Below are 21,134 nucleotides of genomic sequence, written 5' to 3'. Positions count from 1 at the left end.
CCCCCCCCCCCCCCCCCCCCCCCCCCCCCCCCCCCCCCCCCCCCCCCCCCCCCCCCCCCCCCCCCCCCCCCCCCCCCCCCCCCCCCCCCCCCGCTTCCGTGCGCTCCTCAGCGTCCCGGCAGGGAGCAGCTGACCCGCCAGCCCGCGGGCGTGCCCGGGCCGGCGGTCAGCGTTCCCCCGTGGGCGGCGGCGCGGGCGGTGAGTCCGGCCAGGCCGGTGCCACCGGCGCCGGGGCGGCGGCGCAGCAGCGGCTTGCGGGCGGGGCCACCGTCGTCGGTGACGGTCAGCTCGACGGCGCCGTCCTCGCCGAGCGCTACCCGGACGGTGACCTCGGTGGCCTGCGGGGCGTGCCGGCGGATGTTGGTGAGGGCCTCCAGGACGACGGCGTACGCGGTCGCCTCGGCCTCCGCGGAGAGCCGGCCGGCGGTGCCGGGTGCCAGCTCGGCGGTGGCCCGCAGGGCGCCGGTGGCTCCGGTGGCTCCGAAGCGGGCGACCAGCTCGGGGAGGTCGGCCAGGCCCAGCCGGCGGGTCGTCGCCACGGAGGAACGCTCCCCCTGCGCGAGCCCGCCGCCCCGGCCGTCGGGCTCGCGCAGGGCGCCGACCATCTCGTCCATCGAGTCCAGTGCCCGCAGCCCGGCCTCCTCCAGTCGGCGCAGCAGCTCGGTGGTCTCCTCCGGTTCCTGGCCGGGGAGTTGGCTGGCCTGGGCCTCCAGCACGATGCCGGTGATCTCGTGCGCGACGAAGTCGTGCAGCCCCCGGGCCACCTCCAGGCGCTGCTCGCGCCGTGCCCGGGCGACGGCACGCTCCCGGCGGGCGTCCAGGACCCGCAGGTAGAGGGCCGCCGCCGCGACACCGAGCAGCGGCAGCAGCGAGAGCAGCACCCCGACCACCGGCCCGGCCGCGCCGGCCTGCGGCGTGCGCAGGGCGAACCGCAGCGGCAGCAGCACGGCCGCGAGCCCGAGCAGCCCGCTGACCGCCCAGACGGATCGGTCGGGCAGCCGGCGGACGGCCCGGAAGAGCAGCCCGAGCAGGGCAAGCCATTCGAAGGGCAGCCAGAACGCGGGCAGCCGGTACGGCCCCGGGTAAACGACGTCGACCAAGAGCGAGGCCGCGGCCACCACCGCGGCGGCCGGACCGAGGGTGATCCGCCCGACCGGCCACGGCAGCAGCGCCGCCACCGCGGCGCACACCGCCGTCAGGGCGAGCAGCGCGGCCGCTCCCCGGGCACCGGGCTGCGCCAGCAGGACGGGCGGCAGCAGGACGAGCGCGGAGACGGCGGCGAGCGGTCGGCGGATCCGGGCCGACCGCGGCCGCGCGGGGCCGGTGGCCTCGGAGCGGGCGAAGGGAGAGTCGGTGCGCACCCGGCCGAGCCTACGGGCAGCTCTCCCGGGGGAGGCGGGCTCCTCCTCCGGAGGGAGCCGTCCGCCGCCAACTCCCCTCCGCAGCGGGAGGCCCGGCAGGTCGGGCGGGAGCAGGATCGGTGGCGTCGGAACAACAGCGCGGGGACCAACCGCGCCGGAACGCCCGCACCGAAGGGGAAACGAACCGCCATGAACCGCCGCCTCGCCACCACCGCCGTCTCGCTGCTCCTCCTGGCCGCGACGGTCGCCACCGCCGCACCGGCCGCCGTCGCCGCGCCGACGACCCCCGCCGCACCGCCATCGACCGCACAACCGGCCGCCACGGCAGCCGACTTCGGGCCGGTCAGCGTGCGCGGCACCGGCAACACCGTCCTCACCGCCTCGTTCCACGGCTTCGAGGGCGACCCGGTGCAGATCTCGGTGGACGCCCGCGCCACCACCAACACCGACCCGCGCAGCACCGCGGGCCACTTCCACGTCCGCCACGTGCACACCGACGGCCGGCTGGTCGCCGACTTCGAGGGCGACATCACCTGCCTGGCCGTCGGCGGCCGGGAGGCGATCGCCACCGGGGTGGTCACCAAGGGCGAGGCTCCGTGGTTCCCGGGCCTGGAGCTGACCGGCCAGAAGGTCGCGCTCTCGGTGGAGGACAACGGACGGCGCGGGGACCGGATGGGCTGGGTCTGGGGCGTGTTCGGTCAGCCGGTCTCGGACTGCCAGGGCACGGTACCGTTCATCCGCACGACCAGTGGCGACTTCTCCGTGCGCGGCTGACACCCGGCCGACCGGGCCTGCCAGGGCCTCTCGGATCCGACCGGGGCCGACGGGGCCGCGCGCCACCGTCCGAGCACTCGCAGACCTGGAGGCACCGTTGTCCCTCGACCGCCCGACCGCCCCGTCACCCGCGGGAGCGGTGCTCAACGACCGCACAGGGGACGGCCGTTGAGCACCGCTCCCGACCGGCGACCGCCCGACTACACCCGACTCGCGGCCGTCGGGCCGTACTTCGCACTGGACACCTCACCGGACGGACGGCCGCCCGAGGGCTTCCGGCCGCTGGCCGAGCTGTACGGCACCGGGCCCGACGCGCCCTTGGCGGCGCGGCTGCCGGTGGTGGCGCGGCGGCTCGGCACGGGCGAACCGCGGGTCGCAGCCTCGATCCTGCACCTGGGGCTGGCCGCCCGCTTCTGGTCGGTGGGGCTGGGCTCGGCCGTGCTGTTGGGAACCGTCCCGACGTTGGAGGACGCCTGGGTACGGATCCCGGACCAGGGCCCGCTCGACTTGTGGATCCCGCCGGAGCCCGCCCGGCCCGGCGACGGGCCGATCGGCGGACCGGCTGGCGCACCGACCGGTGGACCGACCGGCAGACCGGCCCCCGGGATGCTCGTCGACCAGCTCCACGAGGCCGTCCTGCTCGGCCAGTTGGAGCCGCTGGCGGCGGCCGTCCGGGCCTTCGCCCCGCTCTCCCCGCGCCTGCTGCTCGGCAACGCCGCGTCCGCGCTGGCCGGGACGCTGCGGGTGCTGGACGCCCACGCACCGGTCGCCGCACGGGCGTTGGCGGCGGAGCTGCTGGAGCGTCCGCCGCTGGCCGGCGCGGGCACCCTGCGCACCGGGCCGCGCGGCACGGCGTTCCGGCGGAACAGCTGCTGCCTCTACTACCGGGTCGGACCGGGCGCCGGGCTCTGCGGGGACTGCTGCTTCAGCACGCCGCCCGGGCGCGGGAAGCGGAACGGCTAATACCTTCACAAGTGAAGGTCATACCGGACCCAGGGGCCACACGGTCAGCCCGCACCGGTCGGCACCGGTCAGCCGGTCAGCACCGGACAGCCGGTCCCCCTCAGCCCCGCACCACTGTCCAGTCCACCGCCGCCGACGGCACCGACGCCCGCTCGGCCGCCGGATCCACCCGCAGCCCGCGCGCCAGCGAACCCACCGGCAGGGCCGGGGTGGTGGCCGCCAGCACCCGTCCCTCGCCGTCGAGCAGCGCGGCCTCACCGGGCAGCGCCCGCAGCGGCGGCACCAGCAGCCGCTCCAGCGCGGCCAGCGGGACGTCCCCGGCCGCCACTCCGACGAAGCCCGCGCCCGGGACGACCACCGGCCGGGCGCAGCACAGCACGTACCGGTCGGCGCAGAGCAGGTCGACCTGCGGCCCGGCCACCGCGGCCCGCCCCTCGTCCCGGGGCCGGGCGAACCAGGGCAGCGCCCGGTAGTCGTAGAACTCGGCGTCCGCCGGGTCGAGCGCGAGCCGCAGCCGCCGTTCCCCCGTCCCTCGCACGCCGCGGTACCACCACTCCACGTGCAGGTCGGCGTCGGCGAGCGCGCCGGGCGCCACGACCGCTCCGCAGCCGAACCAGCGCGAGCCGGGACGCGCCAGGAGCTCGCTCACCGCGCCGTGCACCGCGGCGAGTTCGGCGGCCGCGGGCCGGCGCCCCGCGGCGGCCGCCCGGGTCCAGCAATCGGCCGCGGCCGCCCGCAGGCCGTCCAGTTCGGTGAGTACCGCGTCGACGGCGGCGGCGACCTGCCGGGCGCACCGCCGGACGGCAGCGAGCCCGGGGGCGGCGGGCAGGGTGGTGCTGGACGCGCTGGTCATCGGGGGCTCCGGCGGCGGTGAGGGTTCCGGGACGGCGGTACGGCCCCCGGCTCAGCCGTCGTCCGCCAACTCCAGGTGGCGCCGGACCAGATGGTGCACGCAGGCCACCGCGTGCGCCTCGGCGGCGGCCCGGGCGCCGGCCGCGTCGCCGGACAGCACGGCGACCAGGATCTCCCGGTGCTGCTCGGCGAACCGCTCCTGGTCCGGCCCGTACGGGGCGGGCAGCCAGAGCAGCGGACCGAGCTCGGCCTGCAGCCGGACGGCGAGCTGGGTGAGCCGCACCGACTGCGCGGCGACGGCGAGTTCGATGTGGAAGCGGGCGTCGGCCCGGCGCTGCTCGGCGGGCCCGGCGGCGTCCCTCAGGTCGTGCACCAGCCGGGTGAGCCTGGGGCCGAGGTCGGCCGGGGCGCGTTCGGCGGCGAGTCGGGCGGCGGTGCCGAAGACGGCCAGCTCCTCGTCGCCGAGGTCGCGCAGGTCGACGGTGGCGAGGTCGCGCAGCCGGGCGAGCTGGAGGTGCTGGGAGCCCTCGACGGGGGTGCGGACGAAGCTGCCGCCGTTGCGGCCGCGCCGGGTCTCGATCAGTCCGGCCTCGCGGAGCAGCGCGAGGGCCTCGCGGACGGTGCCGTTGGCGACGCCGAGTTGGTCGGCCAGGTCGTTCTCGCTGGGCAGTTGGTCCCCGTCGGCGACCAGCCCGAGGGCGATCGCCTCGGTGATCCGGCGGGCCACCGCGTCGGCGCGCCCGAGGTCGGCGAGCGGCGCGAGGACGGCGCTGAGCAGCGGGGTCGCACTGCCGATGGTCGTCATGCCTGCCCCTCCTCGTTCACCGCCGCCAAGCCACCGCCAAGCCGCCGCCAAGCCGTCACCCGGTCGTCACCGGGCACGTCGCCCGGCTCGCCACCGAGTCGCCGCCGGCTCGCCACCGAGTCGCCGCCGAGTCGCCGCCGGTTCACCGTCCGACCGGATGTTTCCCGCAGGGTACCTCCCGGTCGAGCGCGCACTCTTGCCGCTAGAAACCCAATCTCGTATGTTTTCCCGCAACCTCGGCCCGAGCAGCACCCCACACCCCGTAGCACTCCCCACGCATCACGACACGTTCCCAGGAGCAGGTCATGACCGATGCCCGTGCCCGTGCCACCCTCCACTCCCCCGACCCGGACGCCGAACGGCTGGCCGCCCTCGGCTACACCTCCGAGTTCAAGCGCGACATGAGCCTCTGGGCGAACTTCTCGCTCGGCTTCACCTACCTCTCCCCCGTCGTCGGGGTGTACACACTCTTCGCCTCCTCGCTGCGGACCGCCGGGCCGCCGATGGTCTGGAGCTTCCTGATCGCGGGCCTCGGCCAGCTGCTGGTGGCCCTGGTGTTCAGCGAGGTGGTCGCCCAGTTCCCGGTGGCCGGCGGGGTGTACCCGTGGGCGCGCCGGCTCTGGGGCCGCACCTGGGGCTGGCTGACCGGCTGGGTCTACCTGCTGGCGCTGATGTCCACCATCGCGGCGGTCTCCTACGGCGCCGGCCCCTACGTGGCCGTCCTGCTGGGCGTCGAGCCGAGCACCGCGACGACCGTCTGGTGCGCGCTCGGCCTGCTGGCCCTCGCCACCGTGGTCAACCTCAAGGGCACCCGGGTGCTGTCGGCGGCGGCGATGATCGGCTTCGCCGCCGAGCTGCTCGGCGCCCTGGCGGTCGGCGTCTGGCTGCTGCTGACCCACCGCTACCACGGCCTCGGCGTGGTCTTCGACCGCTTCGGCGCGGGCGGCGACGGCGACTACGCCGACGCCTTCCTGGCCGCAGGGCTGATCGCGGTCTTCCTCTTCTTCGGCTTCGAGGCCTGCGGCGACGTCGCCGAGGAGGTGCCCAACCCGGGTCGACAGATCCCCAAGTCGATGCGACGCACCATCTACGTCGGCGGCGCGGCCGCGATCGGCGTGAGCCTGGCCCTGGTGATGTCGATCCGGGACATCGGGGCGGTGGTCTCCGGCGACGACACGGACCCGGTGGCCACGGTGCTGCACGAGGCCTTCGGCGCGGCCGGCGCCCGGGTGGTGATCGGCGTGGTGCTGATCTCCTTCCTGTCCTGCGTGCTGAGCCTCCAGGCGGCGGCGAGTCGGCTCACGTACTCCTTCGCCCGGGACCGGATGATCGTGGGCAGCCGGCTGCTGGCCACGGTCTCGGACCGGCTGCGGGTGCCGCCGTACGCGCTGCTGCTCGCCGCGGCGCTGCCCGGCGTGATCATCGTGGGTGCCTCGGCACTCTCCGAGGGCGCCCTCACGAAGATCATCTCCTTCTCCAGCATCGGCATCTACCTGGCCTTCCAGATGGTGGTGCTGGCCGCCCTGCGGGCCCGGCTGCGCGGCTGGCGCCCGAGCGGGGACTTCCGGCTCGGCCGCTGGGGCCTGGCGGTGAACGTCGGCGCGCTGGTCTACGGCGTCGCCGCGATCGTCAACATCTGCTGGGGCCGCACCCCCGACGCCGCCTGGTACGACAACTACCTGGTGCTGCTCTCGGCGGTGGTGGTGCTCGCGACCGGCGGCCTCTACCTGCTGCTGGCCCGCCCGCACCTGCGTGGCGACGCCCCCTCGGGCGACGCCACGGCCGCGGACGGCGCGACGGCCACCGCCGGAGCGACCGGGGGCCGGACGTGACCGGACTCCCGCTGGACGGCGTCCTGGTCGCCGACTTCGGCCGGGTCCTCGCCGCGCCGTACCTGACCATGCTGCTGGCCGACCTCGGCGCCGACGTGATCAAGGTCGAGCAGCCCGGCACCGGCGACGACACCCGCGCGTGGGGCCCGCCGCACGCCCAGGGCGAGGCCACCTACTTCCTCTCCGTCAACCGCAACAAACGCTCCCTCGCCCTCGACCTGCGCGACCCGGCCGACCACGCCCGCGCCGTCGAACTCGTCCGCCGCGCCGACGTGCTGGTGGAGAACTTCCGCCCCGGCACGATGGCCCGCCACGGCCTCGGCCCGGACCGCGCCCAGGCCCTCAACCCGCGCCTGGTCTACTGCTCGATCACCGGCTTCGGCTCCGGCAGGGGAGCCGAACTGCCCGGCTACGACCTGCTGGTGCAGGCGGTCGGCGGCCTGATGTCGGTGACCGGACCGGCCCCCGGCGAGCCGGTGAAGACCGGCGTCGCGATGGTGGACGTGCTGACCGGGCTGCACGCGGCGGTCGGCGTGCTGGCCGCGCTGCGCGAGCGCGAGAGCACGGGCCGGGGCCAGCTGGTGGAGCTGAACCTGCTCTCCACGCTGCTCTCCGGCCTGGTCAACCAGTCCGCCGGCTACACCCTGGCCGGCGCCGTGCCGGGCATCCTCGGCAACCGCCACCCGTCCATCGCCCCGTACGAGGTGTTCACCGCCGCCGACCGCCCGCTGGTCGTCGCGGTCGGCAACGACCGGCAGTTCGCCGCGCTCTGCCAGGGCGTGGGCGCCCCCGAACTGGCCGACGACCCGCGCTTCGCCACCAACTCCGACCGGGTCGCGCACGTGACCGCGCTGGCCCGCGAGCTCACCGCCAAGCTCGAACGCCGCACCGCCGCCGAGTGGTTCGCCGTGCTCACCCCGCTCGGCGTGCCCTGCGGCCCGGTCAACGACCTGGCCGAGGCCTTCGACCTCGCCGACTCACTCGGCCTGCACCCCCGGGCGCCGCTGCCCGGCCCGGACGGACGGCCGCTGGACCTGGTCGCCAACCCGATCGGCCTCTCCCGCACCCCGCCCCGCTACCAGCTGCCCCCGCCCCGGCTCGGCGAGCACACCGCCGAGCTGGCCGCCTGGCTGGACGCCCCGTACGACGCGCTTCGGGACGACGGGCCCGCGCCCAACGAGCCCGCGCCCAACGAGCCCACGCCCAACGAGCCCGCGCACGACGGGCCCACGCACAACGAGCCCCCGCACAACGGACCCACGCACAACGAGCCCCCGCACAACGGACCCACGCACAACGAGCCCACGCCCAACGGGCCCACGCACGACAAGGACCTCGAGGACCGCCCATGAGCACCCCGCACAGCACCGGCACCGCCCTGGCCGACCCGCTCGACCTGATCGACTTCGCCACCCTGTTCACCGACGAGGAGCGCGAGATCCAGGCCACCGTCGCCAGGTTCCTCGCCGACCGGGTCCGCCCGCACCTGCCGGAGTGGTTCGACAACGCCCACTTCGCCCGCGAACTCGCCCCCGAACTGGGCGCGTTGGGCCTACTCGGGATGCACCTGGAAGGCTACGGCTGCGCCGGCACCAACGCCGTCTCCTACGGCCTGGCCTGCCTCGAACTGGAGGCCGCCGACTCCGGCTTCCGCAGCTTCGTCTCCGTCCAGGGCTCCCTCTCGATGTACTCGATCCACCAGTGGGGCTCGGAGGAGCAGAAGCAGGAGTGGCTGCCCCGGCTCGCCGCCGGCACAGCGATCGGCTGCTTCGGGCTCACCGAGCCGGACTTCGGCAGCAACCCGGCCGGAATGCGGACCCGCGCGGTGCGCGACGGCTCGGACTGGATCCTCGACGGCACCAAGATGTGGATCACCAACGGCGGCATCGCGGACGTCGCCACCGTCTGGGCGAACACCGAGGACGGCGTGCGCGGCTTCCTGGTGCCGCGCGGCACGCCCGGCTTCACCACCCGCGACATCGGGCAGAAGCTGTCGTTGCGTGCCTCCGTCACCTCCGAACTGCACCTGGAGGGCGTCCGGCTGCCCGCCGAGGCGCAGTTGCCGGGGGCGAAGGGCCTGCGCGGTCCACTGTCCTGTCTGAACGAGGCGCGGTTCGGCATCCTGTTCGGCGCGGTCGGCGCGGGCCGGGACTCGCTCCAGGCGGCCCTGCGGTACGCGGACTCGCGGATCCAGTTCGACCGGCCGATCAGCGGCTTCCAGCTGACCCAGCGCAAGTTCGCCGACATGGCGCTCGCGCTCGGCAACTCCGCGCTGCTGGCCGTCCACCTCGGCCGGCTCAAGGACGGCGGGCGGTTGCGGCCCGAGCAGGTCAGCGCCGGCAAGCTCAACAACGTGCGGGAGGCGCTGGCGATCGCCCGCGAGTGCCGGACCGTCCTCGGGGCCAACGGCATCTCGCTGGAGTACTCGCCGATCCGGCACGCCAACAACCTGGAGTCGGTGCTGACCTACGAGGGCACCAGCGAGATTCACACACTGGTGGTCGGCCAGGCGCTCACCGGGCAGGCCGCCTACCGGTAGAACCCGCCCCGCCGGTCGCCCGTTCGGCCGCCCGGTCGACGGAACCCGTCCGGGCACGCGCCGAGGCCCGCGTCCGGCTTGTCCAGAGCCGGGCGCGGGCCTTCGATCCCCACCTTCGGTGCCGATGCCCGTGGCACCGGGTGAAGCTCCTCCGAGGGGCGCGGTCAGACCGCGACCGCCTCCTCCATCTCCTCCTCGGCCTCCTCCGGCGTCTCCACCGGACGGCGCCCGCGGCCCTCGTACATCGCCGCGGCCGCCACGGCCGCCCCGCCGAGCAGCAGCCAGACCAGCAGGGTCACGACGTTCCCGCCGAGGCCCGCGCCGCCGTCGAAGTACAGGACGCTGCGCGCGCCCTCCAGGAAGCCTGCGCCCGTCCAGAAGCCGTGCAGGCCGCCGAAGAACCCGTTCTGCAGCTCGGGCCGGTAGATGCCGCCGGAGGAGGTGAAGTTCAGCATCACGAAGAGCACCATCATGACCAGCGTGGTCCACTTCCGCAGGAAGCTGTGCAGACCGATGCCGATCAGCACGATGCCCGCCGAGTAGAGCCAGCCCAGCGCCCAGACCGCCGCGAGGTCATGGTCGACCACGTGGAAGACCGGCCCGGCGGTGACGATCCCGATCACACTGACCGCCAGCGAGACCGCCAACCCGACCAGCGCCCGGACCTTCATGCTCAGCCCGGCGCCGGCGGCACCGATCACCGCGACGCTGGCGTAGGAGCCTATGCTCAGCGCGACCAGCAGGAAGAACAGGCCCTGTCCGGTCGGGTCGCCCTCGGCCGGGGTGGTCAGGTCGGTGACGTGCAGCGGCACGCCCTGCCGGTCGGTGACGTTGGTGAACACCGCCGTGGCGGCCACCACCGAGGTCTCCGAGTTCCCCTTGGCGACGATCAGTTCGGGGTTCCTGGCGTCCGGTACGAAGGCGCCCACCAGGTCCCGGTCGCGCAGCTGCTGCTCGGCGGCGGCCCGGTCGTCCACGGTGCGGACGTCGAGCGCGTCCCCGGCCTTGCTCTGGATCGTCTGCGCCAGGCCCTGCGCCTGCTGCGTGGTGCCCACCACGGCCACTTTGAGGTGGTGCGGCTCGGGCTGGTGGAAGGCGCCCAGGTAGGCGAGTGCCATGCCCAGGCACATCAGCAGCGGGGTGATCAGGTGGATGGCCAGGTGCTTGAGCGAGTGCCCCAGGGTGGGCGCTGCGGCGGGGTTCCGGGGTGTGCTCATGGCGTTCGTACCGTCCTCCGGTGGTGTCTCTCGATGACAGAAGGTGGCAAATACAACCAATATGGGTGGTAAACGCAACCAACTATCGATGTAGCTTACAACCATCCGGCGGTGATCGGAAGCCGGGCCCCGCACGCCGACCGACGCGGCCCGGCTCCCTCACCCGCACTCAGCCCAGGTCGAACACCCCGTACGAGAACCCGTCCGCCCGCAGCTCGCCGTCCACGAGCCGCACACCCTGGACGTCCAGCGGCCGGAGAACCCCCGACCGACCCGACAACCCCGACAGGTCCGACAAGCCCGACAGGCCCGACAGCCGCACGGAAGCCGGCTCCCGGCACGGGTTGACCGCCACCAGGTACCGCCCGGCCCGGGTGTACACCAGCGGGTAGCCGGCGTGCCGGACCTCCACCCCGCCGGCCGACCCCAGCCCCGGGTGCGCCCGGCGCAGCGCGATCAGCCGCCGGACGGTGTGCAGCAGCGAGGTCGGGTCGGCGCGCTGGGAGAGCACGTCCGGGCGGTGCGGGTCCGGGTCCACCGGCAGGTACAGCCGCTCGGGCGGGGCACTGGAGAAGCCGGCGGCGGGGCCGGGCGTCCACTGCATCGGGGTGCGTGAGCCGGCCCGGTTGAACCGCGGTCCGAGCACGCTGCCCTCGGTGTCGGGGAGGCCCGGCAGGTAGCGCATGCCGATCTCGTCGCCGTAGTAGACGGCCGGGAGGGTGGGCCAGGTGAGCAGGAACGCGAAGGCGGGAGCGAGTTGCTCCGCGGTGCGCGGGCCGGTGGCCAGGCGGGAGAAGTCGTGGTTGGCGGTGGGCAGCACCACGTGCCCGCTGCCCTCGGTGAGTTCGGCGGCGCAGCGCCAGGCGTCCAGGAAGGGCTGCGGGGTGCCCCGGCCCTCGGCCTCGAAGTAGCAGGCCTCCTGGTGCCAGAACTCCTCGACCGTCCCGCCGTTGTTGTTCCAGAGCGATCGCAGGGGCAGGCCGTCGTCCTCGCCGCCGAAGTGCAGGAAGAAGTCGGCGTGGAAGCCGGCCGCGACGGCGGCGGCCGGGTCGCCCCACTCGGCGAGCAGGACGGCCTCGGGGTGGGCGCGGTCCAGCCAGTCGCGCAGCTCGGTCCAGAGCTTGGCGGTCTCGGCCTTGCCCGGGTCGTCCTTGACCAGTGAGTAGGCCATGTCCACCCGGAAGCCGGACACCCCGAGACCGAGCCAGTGAGCCATGATCGCGCGCAGCGCCGCCCGGTTGGCGCGCGGGCCGTCCGCGTCCACCGCCTGGCGCCAGGGCTCCTCCGAACTACTGCGCGCGTAGCCGAAGTTGAGCGCGGGCTGGAAGTCGAAGAAGTTCGGCCGGTACCAACCGGGCCGGCTGCCGGGCGAGGCGACGAAGCCGTCCACCGGGCGGTCGGACCAGATGTACCGGTGGTCGGACGGATCCTCGGCGGAGGCCAGGAACCAGGGGTGGCGGTCGGAGGTGTGCCCGGCCACCAGGTCCAGCAGGACCCGGATGCCCCTGCGGCGGGCGGCCTCGACCAGGGCCGTCAGGTCCTCGCTGCTGCCGTAGCGCGGGGCGGGGGTGAGGTAGTCGGTGACGTCGTACCCGGCGTCGCGGAACGGCGAGGCGAAGCAGGGGTTGAGCCAGACGGTGTCGACGCCGAGCCAGGCGAGGTGGTCCAGGTGCTCGGCGATGCCGGCGAAGTCGCCGATGCCGTCGCCGTCGGAGTCGGCGAAGCTCTGCGGGTAGATCTGGTACAGCACGGCGTCGGCGAGCCAGTCGGGGCCGGGGCGGGTCGAGGTCATGGGCGGTTCCTCCTGCCGGGGTCCGGGGGCCCGGGGCCTGGCCGGGCGGGGCTGAGCCGGGACGGGCTCGGCCGGGGCCGAGCCGGGGCGCCCCCGATTCTCGTCCAATCCCGGCCGTCCCGACAGCCCGCCTCGCCCCGCCGCCGCCCGCGCCTCAGGGCCCGCACCGCGGCGAGGCCCGCACCGGGCCGTGGCGAGCCCGCCCCCTACGAGAACGCCCCCGCGCAGGCCGCCGTGAACGCCCGGGCCCGCCGGGTGATCTCCGCCCAGTCCCCCGCCGCGACCGCGTCCGGCGGCACCACGTCCGTCCCGGCGCAGACCGCGAGCGCGCCGTGCGCCAGGAACTCGGCGGCGTTGCCCGCGTTCACCCCGCCGGAGGCCACCAGCGGGACGTCGGGGTACGGGCCGCGCAGGTCCCTGAAGTAGCCGGGGCCGAACGACCGGGCCGGGAAGATCTTCACGGCGGCGGCGCCGAGGTCCACCGCGTGCGCCACCTCGGTCGGGGTGAGCGCTCCGAGCACCGCCGGCACCCCGGCGGCGGCCGCCGCCTCGGCCACCTCGGGGCGGCAGCCCGGGGTGACCAGGAAGGACGCCCCGGCCTCGACCCCGCGCCGGGCCTGCTCGGCGGTCAGCACCGTCCCGACGCCGACCCGCCGGCCCGCCCTCGACGCCCTGAGCAGATGCGCCGTCACATCCGGTGTGGTGTAGGTGAATTCGGTCAGGGTGATGCCGCCCTCGGCGAGGGCGTCGCAGAGGGCGGCGGCGTCCGGGATCCGGGGCGCGCGGACCACCGCGATCACCGGTTCGGCGCGCAGCAGCTCGCGCAGCGGCTCGCTCGACAGTTCGCGCAGCGGCTCGCTCGACGGCTTGCTCGACGGCTCGCGCAGCGGCGAGGGATCGGTCGGGGCGGAGAGCTCGGTCATATGGCCAGGGTTCCTCGGTCGGTTCGACGCAGGGCGCGCCCCGGCCGGGCGCCGGTGGTGCGACCCTGCCGGACGACGGCGGTGCCGTTGACGTACACGTACTCGATGCCCTCGGCCGGCAGCCGGGGGTGCTCGAAGGTGGCGGCGTCCCGGACCTTCCCGGGGTCGAGGAGCACCAGGTCGGCGTGGTGGCCGGGGGCGATCCGGCCGCGCCGGTCCAGCCCCAGCCGGGCGGCGGGGCGCCCGGTCATCCGGGCGATCGCCTCCTCCAGCGTCAGTACGCCCAACTCCCGGCTGTAGTGGCCGAGGTAGCGCGGGAAGGTGCCCCAGGCGCGCGGGTGCGGCCGGGCACCGACCAGCAGCCCGTCGCTGCCGACGGTGTGCGCGCGGTGGCGCATGATCGCCCGGACGTTCTCCTCGTGCCCGACGTGCTGGAGGATCGTGGTGGCCAGCTCGTCCCGGCGCAGCAGGTCCAGGAACACCTCGGTGCCGGTCCGCTGCTCCTCCTCGGCCAGTTCGGCGACGGTGCGGCCGACCGCCCCGGCGAGCGAGGCCGCGCGCACGCCGGAGATCTGGATCGTCGTCCAGTCGGTGACCACCCCGTGGCAGCCGTCGCTGCCCTTCTCCTCCATCTCGTACCGGATCTTCGCGCACTGCGCCGGGTCGGTGAGCCGCTCCAGCGTCGCGGCCGGGCCGCCCTCGGTGGCCCAACTCGGCAGCAGCGCGGCCAGGGCGGTGGATCCGGGCAGGTAGGGGTAGCTGTCCAGGGTGAGGTCGACGCCGTCGGCGAGCGCCCGGTCGAGGAGCTCCAGCAGTTCGCCGGCCCGGCCCCGGTTGAGCCCGAAGTTCATCGTGGCGTGGGTCAGGTGCAGCGCGCACCCGCTCTGCCGGGCGATCTCCACCATCTCCGCGTAGCCCTCCAACGCCCCTGCACCGTACGAGCGTTGGTGCGGCGCGTGGAAGCCGCCGTAGGCCGCGACGACGGTGCACAGCTCGACCAGCTCGGCGGTGTCCGCGTACATCCCGGGGGTGTAGCTGAGCCCACTGGACATGCCGACCGCGCCGTCCAGCAGGCTCTTCGCCAACACCTGCCGCATCCGGTCGAGTTCGCCGGAGGTGGGCGGGCGGTTGGCCCAGCCCATGGCGAGCATCCGCAGGGTGCCGTGCGGGACGAGGTAGCAGGCGTTGACGGCGACACCGGTGCGGTCGATCCGGTCCAGGTAGCCGGCGACGTCCCGCCAGTCCCAGTCGAAGCCGTCCGGATCGCCGTTCCAGCCCGCGAGTTGGCGGCGCAGCGCGGGCAGCGTGGTGTCGTCCGCCGGGGCGTAGGACAGGCCGTCCTGGCCGAGCACCTCGCAGGTGACGCCCTGGGTGACCTTGGCCGGGTGCTCCGGTTCGAGCAGCAGGGCGAGGTCGGAGTGGGCGTGCATGTCGATGAAGCCGGGGGCCAGCACCAGCCCGTCGGCGTCCACCGCCTCGGGGGCGTCGAGGCCCTCGCCGATCTCGGTGATCAGGCCGTCCGCGATCCGGACGTCCGCCCGGTAGCGGTCCGCGCCGGTGCCGTCCACGACGGTGGCACCGCGGAAGACCGTCGCTCCCCTGCCGCGCCCCGCGTCCGGGCGGGCCGTTCTCGCCCCGGGCATCAGAAGAACGTCCTGACCAGGCCGGTGACCTTCGGCTCGGCCGCGTCCGCGCAGTCCAGCACCGGGATCGCCGTCCACTTGTCGAAGGCCGTGCACGGGTGGGAGATACCCAGCCGCAGCACCGCGCCGATCGGCGCGAGGTCACCCGCGTCGCGGAGGAAGGCGTGCTGGTCGTTGAGCGCGGTGATCCGGGCCGTCGTGCCGGTCAACTCGGCTCCGCCGCGCACCCGTTGCGGCTCGGGCAGACCCTCGTCGAAGGGCAGGTCACGCTTGCCGGCGTCCAGCAGCGCGAGCTGCGGCTCGGGCCGGGAGACCACCCGGGCCCAACCGTGCAGCGCGCCGCGGAACGGCGTCCGCCCGCCGCGCCGGGCCAGCGGGGAGATGCCCCGGTAGAAGCCGTCGTCGTGGGCGATGTACGCGCCCGAGCGCAGCACCACGAAGGCCTCCGGCAGCTTCGCCAGCTCCTCGACCACCAGGTCGAAGTAGGCGCTGCCGCCGGCCGAGACCACCGGCCGGGTGTCCTGCGGGTAGGCGTCCGCCAGCCGGCCGTGCAGCTCGCCGAGGTCCCGCAGGTAGCCGCGGACGGTGGCCAGCGCCTCGGCCGAGGCGTCGTGCGCGAGCGCGCCCTCGTACCCCCCGACGCCCGCCAGGCGCAGGGTGGGGGCACGCAGCACGGCGGCGGCGACCTCGGCGGCGGCGTCCACGCCGCGGGCACCGGTCCGCCCGCCCGGGCCGCCCAGCTCGACCAGCACCTCGACCGGCCGCTCGGCGCCGGCGGCGCGCAGCGCCTCGTCCATCAGCCGCACGCTCTCGGCGGAGTCGACCCAGGAGAGGAAGGCGAAGTCCGGGTCGGCGGCGAGTTCGTCGGCGAGCCAGGCCAGTCCGGCGGGTTCGAGCAGGGTGTTGGCGAGCAGGATGCGCTGCACCCCGAAGGCCCGGGCGATCCGCACCTGGGGCAGGTTGGCGAGGGTGATGCCGTGGCTGCCGGCGTCGAGCTGGGCCTGCCAGAGGGCGGGCGCCATGGTGGTCTTGCCGTGCGGGGCGAGCGCGACGCCCGCGTCGGCGCACCAGTCGGCCATGGTGCGGACGTTGTGGTCGAGGGCGGCGGCGTCGAGGGTGAGCAGCGGGGTGCCGAGCGTGGAGAGGGTGGGGCCGGTGGCGAGCCACTCCCGGATGGTGCGGCCCCACGACTGCGGCGGAGCGGCTTTGAACCGCCAGTCGAGCGGCTCGTCGGCCAGGGCGGCCACCGCCCCGCGGGCGATGCCCGGCCCGGTGCCGCTGCTTGCGAAGGTCTGCTCCACGGTCTTCCTCCATCCACCAAGTTGCAACATGTGCAACGAGGGTTGCACATGCTGGCAACACGGTTCTAGCATCGGCGCCGGATCACGGTCAACGGACCTGACTCCCGGTCAACGGGGTCGACTCACGTCCGGCGCTCACCGACGACGCGGCGCCGACGTGCGACGAGTCGGCCCGGTGGGCCCGCTCTCGACGGAACGGCCGCAGACGAGGAGCCCCGCACATGCCGCGACAGGACACCCAGGGCCCGACCCGCCCCGGTCCTCCCCCGACGGCCGTGTGCGTGGGCGAGTCGATGGCCGTCCTGCTGCCGGACCGCCCGGGCCCGCTGGAGTCGGTGGAGAGCTTCCGGCTGTCCGTCGGCGGCGCGGAGTCCAACGTGGCGGGCGCGCTGGCCGCGCACGGCGTGCCGACCGCCTGGATCAGCCGGGTCGGCGACGACGGCTTCGGCCGCCGCTTGCTCGCCGAGGTCGCCGCCCGGGGCGTGGACGTCTCGGCGGTCGCGGTCGACCCGCATCGCCCGACCGGCCTCTACGTCAAGGAGGTCGGCGGCACCACCGGCGACCGCCACGACCTCGGGCCCGGCCGCAGCCGGCTGCACTACCACCGGCGGGGCTCCGCGGCCGCCGCGCTCTCCCCGGACCTGCTCACCGACCCCGCCGCCGCCCCGCTGCTGACCGGCGCCCGGCTGCTGCACCTGTCCGGCATCACCGCCGCCCTCTCCGACGGCTGCCTGGCCCTGCTGCGCGGCCTGCTCGCCGAGCGCCGCCCGAACCGGACGGTCAGCTTCGACCTCAACTGGCGTCCCTCGCTCTGGCGCGAGCGCGACCCGGCCGTGCTGCCACCGCTGCTGAACGCCGCCGACCTGCTGCTGCTCGGGGCGGACGAGGCCGAGGCCGCCTTCGGCACGGGCGACCCGGCCGCCCTGCGCCGCCGCTTCCCCGGCCCGGCCACCGTCGTGGTCAAGGAGGCCGCCCGGCAGGTGACCGTCCTGGACCGGGACGGTACGGCGGTCACCGAGCCGGCCCTCGCGGTCGAGGTGGTCGAGGCCACCGGCGCGGGCGACGCCTTCGCGGCCGGCTACCTGGCCGGCACCATCCGGGGCCTGGACCAGCGGCGCCGGCTGCGGCTCGGCCACCTGAGCGCCGCCTGCGCCCTGACCGCCCACGGCGACCAGGCCGAGTTGCCGGACGCCGCCGTGGTGACGGCGCTGCTCGACGCCACCCCCGCCCAGTGGGCCGCCACCCGGGTCACCGCGGCGGGCATCACCGGCCCGGCCCTGCCCGCCGGCCACCGGCGCCGGACCGACCGCGCGCCGTCCACCGAGCGGCCCCAGTCCACCGACCGGCCCCCGTCCACCGATCGGGCCCGGGCACAATGAGCAGGAACCCCAGCCCTCGAAGCGGAGCACGATGAGCCAGACCGTCACCCGCGCGCTGCGCATCCTCGCCGAACTCGGCGAGGGCGAGCGCTCCCTCGACCAGCTCGCCGAGGTGCTCGGCGTCCACAAGACGACCGTGCTCCGACTGCTGCAGAGCCTCGAGGAAGAACGATTCGTCTATCGCGACGCGGCCTACCGCTACCACCTGGGCGCCGGCCTCTTCGCACTCTCCGGCCTGGCCCTGGAGCAGCGCGGCGTGCGCCGGATCGCCGCCCCGCACCTGGCCGAGCTGAACGCCGCCACCGGCCAGACCGTGCACCTGGCCGCGTACGAGGGCGGCGAAGTGGTCTACATCGACAAGTTCGACTCCCGCCACCCGGTCAGGATGTACTCCCGGATCGGCCTGCGCGCCGCCCTGCACAGCGCCGCCGTCTCCAAGGTGCTGCTGGCCGACCTGCCGCTGCCCGAGCGGCGCCGGGTGGTCGCCGGGATCGACTTCACCCCGCACACCGAGCGCACCCTGACCACGCCCGAGGCGCTGCTCGCCGAGCTGGAGAAGGTCGCCGCCCAGGGCTGGGCACAGGACCACGCCGAGCACGAGGCCTTCATCAACTGCGTGGCCGCGCCCGTCCGGGACGCCAGCGGACGGGTGGTCGCCGCCGCCTCGATCTCCGTCCCGGACATGGTCCTGCCGTACGAGCAGGTGCTGGACCTGCTCCCCCAGCTGCTCGCCACCACCCGCGCCGTCTCGGCCGACTGCGGCCGCCCCGAACACAACTGACGAACCGTCAAGAACAGCAAAGGAACCCGATGTCCTCCGAGCACCCGCAGACCGACGAGCACTCCCGGACCGACGGGAAGGTCGAGGTCCGCACCGACGGCGCCCCCGCCCCCGCCTGGATGTTCTCCCAAGGCGTCCGCAAGGGCCCGATCCTCCAGGTCTCCGGCCAGGGCCCGCAGGACCCGGCCACCGGCGAGTACCTCCACCACGGCGACGTGAAGGCGCAGACCCGCCGCACGCTGGAGAACGTCAAGGCCATCGTCGAGGCCGGCGGCGCCACCATCGAGGACGTGGTGATGTTCCGCGTGTACCTCACCAAGCGGGCCGACTTCCCGCTGATGAACGAGGTCTACGCCGAGTTCATCGACGAGAACATCAAGCCCGGCGGCGTGAAGCCGTGCCGCACCACCGTCTTCGTCGAGCTTCCGCAGGAGCCGATGCTGGTCGAGATCGACGCCCAGGCCGTGGTGGGCTGACCACCCCCGCCCCGAAGGGCCCGGACGCCTGCCGCGCGTTCGGGCCCTTCGGCCTGTCCGGCCGACCGCCCGTCGCGCCGTCGACCACCCTCCCGCCACGCCGCCGACCGCCCGCTTGCCACACCTCCAGCCGGATATTAGGTTAGGCTCACCTAACTAACTGGAGGTCCGCCCATGAGCCTGCCCACCGGCGACACCGAGGCCCCCGAGCCCACCACCGCCGAACGGATCCACAGCCTGCTCAGCACGACCTCCTCGCTCACCGTCCGAGCCCTGGGCGAGCACCACCACCTGGACACCCCGGTCTCCGTCCACGGCTCCCGGCTGCGGCTGCGCACCGCCCTGGACGACCCGCTCACCGCGGCCGCCGCCGGCGCCACCGACGGCCTCGCCGTCGTCCTCGACGTCACCGATGTCTCCCCCGTCGCCGTCCGCGACCGGGTCCGTGCCCGCCTGACCCTGGCCGGCCGACTGCACCTGGCCCACCTCGCCGACGACGGCCTCAGCGTCCACCTGCGGGTGGACGTCGCCCACGCCGTCCTCGCCACCCCGTACGGCACCGGCGCGGTCACCGCCGCGGACCTCGCCGTCGCCGTCCCCGACCCGATGGCCCGGCACGAGGCCGCGATGCTCACCCACCTCGCCGACGACCACGCCGAGGCGCTCGAGGTCCTCACCCGGCTGCTCGACCCGGCCGTACTGGTCCACGGCCCGGAGATCCGCCCGCTCGCCCTGGACCGCCACGGCCTGGTGCTGCGCCTGGACCACCCGTACGGCCACCGCGACGTCCGCTTGGTCTTCCCCGAACCCGCCCGGGACACCGAGGAGTTCGGCCACCGGATGCACGAGCTGCTGGCCGCCGCCCAGTACGGCTCGCCGGTCCACCGGCACTGACCCCCCGTCCTGTCACCGCTCGACCGCGTCCTCCAGCACCACCCGCCCGATCCGCACGTACAGTTCCGGCCGCCACCGGCGCACCGCGAGCGCCAGCGCCACCCCGCCCGCGAACACCCCGATCACCAGGTACGGGATCAGCCGGAACAGCAGCGTGTGCGCCGCCGCCCCGGCCGCGGCGTCCTTGTTGAGCACCAGCAGCACCACCACCCCGGCCATCGCCACCCCGCCCACCAGCGGCGCGACCAGCGTCCGGAACCAGTGGGCGGTCTCCGGGTGCCGCCCCCGCACGTGGAAGTACCCGACCACGGCGAAGGAGCAGAGCGTCTGCACGACCAGGATCGCCATCGTCCCGAGCAGCGCCAGCAGCGTGTACAGGTGCGCGTACGGGTCCATCCGGGCCGCCAGGAAGCCCGCCACCAGCCCCACCGCGATCACCGACTGCACCACCGAGGCGACGTGCGGCGAGCCGTGCCGCGGATGGGTGCGGCCGAGCCCCCGGTACAGCAGCCCCTCCCGCCCGATCGCGTACAGGTAGCGGGCCGCGCACTGGTGGAAGGCCATCGCGCAGGCGAACGAGCCGGTGACGACCAGCCATTGGAACACCTTCACCGCCCAGGCCCCCAGGTGCGCGCCGAGCGGGTCGAAGAACAGGCTGTTGCCGTCCTTGCCCGGCACCGCGCCGTTCGCCACCGCGATCGCCCGCTCGACCCCGTTGCCGGACACGATCATCCAGGACACGAAGACGTAGAGCAGCCCGACCCCGATCACCGACACCAGCGTCGCCCGCGGCACCACCCGCTTCGGGTCGCGGGACTCCTCGCCGTACATCGCGGTGGACTCGAACCCCACCCAAGACCAGAACGCGAAGAACAGGCCGAGCCCCGCCGCGGCCGCCGAACTACCCACCCCCCTCAGCGCGTTCAGCGGGTTCACGGCCGCGAGCACGATCCCGTCCGGGCCGCCGCCGGAGAACAGCACGGCGAACGAGACGGCACTCAGCACCCCGATCTCCAGCACCAGCGCGACCCCGAGCACCTTGGCCGTCAGGTGCAGGTCGAACCAGGCCATCACCCCGATCACCGCCGCCCCGGACAGCGCGTACCAGCCCCAGCCCAGCTCCACCCCCAGCTGCGAACGGACCAGCCCGCGCAGCGAGTACGCGAAGAAGCCGAGGGCCGAGGCCTCGGTGACGACGTACGCGAGCACCGCCAGCAGCCCCGAGGCCATCCCGACCACCCGGCCCAGCCCGTGCGAGACGTAGCCGTAGAACGCGCCGGCCGCGGTGATGTGCCGGGCCATCGCGACGTAGCCGACCGAGAACACCGTCAGCACCACCGTCGCCACGACGTACGCGGCGGGCGCTCCGACGCCGTTGCCCTGCCCGACGATGATCGGCAGGTTGCCGGTCATCGCGGTGATCGGGGCGGCGGTGGCGAGCGCCATGAACACCACGCCGACCAGGCCGACCGAATCGGCCTTCAGCCGGTCGACCCCGTCCTCCCCGGGCCGCTCCCGGCCGGCCGTCCTCCCCGCCACGCCCCCACTGCGGACCGCCATCCGCCCTCCTCGCCTCCGGACCCGCCCGCCCGGCCGGACCGA

Annotated in this window: 18 protein-coding genes; 9 read left to right on the top strand and 9 right to left on the bottom strand. The window is 74.9% G+C overall.

Going from position 1 to position 21,134, the window contains the following annotated elements:
* Positions 1-107: 107 nt before the first annotated feature.
* Positions 108-1,361: a sensor histidine kinase gene (locus ACZ5OX_RS37495; protein WP_465636453.1), complete on the bottom strand. Its 1,254-nt coding sequence runs from the start codon at positions 1,359-1,361 to the stop codon at positions 108-110.
* A 189-nt stretch (positions 1,362-1,550) separates the two neighbouring features.
* On the opposite strand from ACZ5OX_RS37495, the gene ACZ5OX_RS37490 reads away from it, so the two are divergent.
* Positions 1,551-2,135: a hypothetical protein gene (locus tag ACZ5OX_RS37490; RefSeq protein ID WP_465636451.1), complete on the top strand. Its 585-nt coding sequence runs from the start codon at positions 1,551-1,553 to the stop codon at positions 2,133-2,135.
* Positions 2,136-2,303: 168 nt separating this feature from the next.
* Entirely contained in the window at positions 2,304-3,098 is a 795-nt protein-coding gene (locus tag ACZ5OX_RS37485) for a (2Fe-2S)-binding protein (RefSeq protein ID WP_465636449.1), read from the top strand.
* Between the two features lie 100 nt (positions 3,099-3,198).
* Here the strand turns inward: ACZ5OX_RS37485 and ACZ5OX_RS37480 are convergent, their stop codons facing one another.
* Positions 3,199-3,951 carry a cache domain-containing protein gene (locus ACZ5OX_RS37480; protein WP_465636447.1) on the bottom strand — a complete coding sequence of 251 codons (753 nt, stop codon included), beginning with the start codon at positions 3,949-3,951 and terminating at the stop codon, positions 3,199-3,201.
* Positions 3,952-4,002: 51 nt separating this feature from the next.
* On the bottom strand, positions 4,003-4,755 hold the full coding sequence (locus tag ACZ5OX_RS37475; protein ID WP_465636446.1) for a FadR/GntR family transcriptional regulator: 753 nt from the start codon (positions 4,753-4,755) through the stop codon (positions 4,003-4,005).
* Between the two features lie 305 nt (positions 4,756-5,060).
* Between ACZ5OX_RS37475 and ACZ5OX_RS37470 the strand changes: the two genes are divergently transcribed.
* Genes ACZ5OX_RS37470 through ACZ5OX_RS37460 form a run of 3 tightly spaced genes read left to right on the top strand, consistent with a single transcriptional unit; the run spans position 5,061 to position 9,126 of the window.
* Positions 5,061-6,587: an APC family permease gene (locus tag ACZ5OX_RS37470; protein ID WP_465636445.1), complete on the top strand. Its 1,527-nt coding sequence runs from the start codon at positions 5,061-5,063 to the stop codon at positions 6,585-6,587.
* Entirely contained in the window at positions 6,584-7,939 is a 1,356-nt protein-coding gene (locus tag ACZ5OX_RS37465; protein ID WP_465636443.1) for a CaiB/BaiF CoA transferase family protein, read from the top strand. The genes ACZ5OX_RS37470 and ACZ5OX_RS37465 overlap by 4 nt, the downstream gene beginning before the upstream one ends.
* Positions 7,936-9,126, top strand: coding sequence for an acyl-CoA dehydrogenase family protein (locus ACZ5OX_RS37460; protein WP_465636441.1), 1,191 nt, complete (start codon positions 7,936-7,938; stop codon positions 9,124-9,126). Before ACZ5OX_RS37465 ends, ACZ5OX_RS37460 begins: the two co-directional genes overlap by 4 nt.
* A 164-nt stretch (positions 9,127-9,290) precedes the next feature.
* On the opposite strand, the gene ACZ5OX_RS37455 is transcribed toward ACZ5OX_RS37460, so the two are convergent.
* From ACZ5OX_RS37455 to ACZ5OX_RS37435, 5 genes are all read right to left on the bottom strand, one after another.
* Positions 9,291-10,343, bottom strand: a complete 1,053-nt coding sequence (locus ACZ5OX_RS37455; protein WP_465636440.1) for an ABC transporter permease — start codon at positions 10,341-10,343, stop codon at positions 9,291-9,293.
* Between the two features lie 169 nt (positions 10,344-10,512).
* Positions 10,513-12,135, bottom strand: a complete 1,623-nt coding sequence (locus ACZ5OX_RS37450) for an alpha-amylase family glycosyl hydrolase (protein WP_465636439.1) — start codon at positions 12,133-12,135, stop codon at positions 10,513-10,515.
* Between the two features lie 206 nt (positions 12,136-12,341).
* A complete protein-coding gene (locus ACZ5OX_RS37445) occupies positions 12,342-13,058 on the bottom strand; it encodes a bifunctional 4-hydroxy-2-oxoglutarate aldolase/2-dehydro-3-deoxy-phosphogluconate aldolase (RefSeq protein ID WP_465636438.1) in 717 nt (238 codons plus the stop codon).
* Entirely contained in the window at positions 13,055-14,701 is a 1,647-nt protein-coding gene (locus tag ACZ5OX_RS37440) for an N-acyl-D-amino-acid deacylase family protein (protein ID WP_465636437.1), read from the bottom strand. The genes ACZ5OX_RS37445 and ACZ5OX_RS37440 overlap by 4 nt, the downstream gene beginning before the upstream one ends.
* Positions 14,701-16,002, bottom strand: a complete 1,302-nt coding sequence (locus tag ACZ5OX_RS37435; RefSeq protein ID WP_465636435.1) for a type III PLP-dependent enzyme domain-containing protein — start codon at positions 16,000-16,002, stop codon at positions 14,701-14,703. Before ACZ5OX_RS37435 ends, ACZ5OX_RS37440 begins: the two co-directional genes overlap by 1 nt.
* A gap of 221 nt (positions 16,003-16,223) precedes the next feature.
* Here ACZ5OX_RS37435 and ACZ5OX_RS37430 point away from each other — a divergent pair, with 221 nt between their 5' ends.
* The 4 genes from ACZ5OX_RS37430 to ACZ5OX_RS37415 all read left to right on the top strand — a co-directional run bounded on the left by ACZ5OX_RS37430 (position 16,224) and on the right by ACZ5OX_RS37415 (position 19,532).
* The gene (locus ACZ5OX_RS37430; RefSeq protein WP_465636434.1) at positions 16,224-17,381 is read left to right on the top strand and encodes a sugar kinase; all 1,158 of its coding nucleotides are present in this window, start codon (positions 16,224-16,226) and stop codon (positions 17,379-17,381) included.
* 31 nt (positions 17,382-17,412) lie between these two features.
* The gene (locus ACZ5OX_RS37425) at positions 17,413-18,162 is read left to right on the top strand and encodes an IclR family transcriptional regulator (protein ID WP_465636433.1); all 750 of its coding nucleotides are present in this window, start codon (positions 17,413-17,415) and stop codon (positions 18,160-18,162) included.
* 29 nt (positions 18,163-18,191) lie between these two features.
* Positions 18,192-18,638, top strand: a complete 447-nt coding sequence (locus ACZ5OX_RS37420; RefSeq protein WP_465636431.1) for a RidA family protein — start codon at positions 18,192-18,194, stop codon at positions 18,636-18,638.
* Positions 18,639-18,812: 174 nt separating this feature from the next.
* Positions 18,813-19,532, top strand: a complete 720-nt coding sequence (locus tag ACZ5OX_RS37415; RefSeq protein ID WP_465636429.1) for a DUF2470 domain-containing protein — start codon at positions 18,813-18,815, stop codon at positions 19,530-19,532.
* A gap of 12 nt (positions 19,533-19,544) precedes the next feature.
* Here the strand turns inward: ACZ5OX_RS37415 and ACZ5OX_RS37410 are convergent, their stop codons facing one another.
* Positions 19,545-21,092: an APC family permease gene (locus tag ACZ5OX_RS37410; RefSeq protein ID WP_465636428.1), complete on the bottom strand. Its 1,548-nt coding sequence runs from the start codon at positions 21,090-21,092 to the stop codon at positions 19,545-19,547.
* Positions 21,093-21,134: the final 42 nt, after the last annotated feature.

The sequence above is a fragment of the Kitasatospora sp. NPDC032121 genome, assembly GCF_055580145.1.
This window is presented reverse-complemented; position numbering and strand designations above follow the sequence as displayed.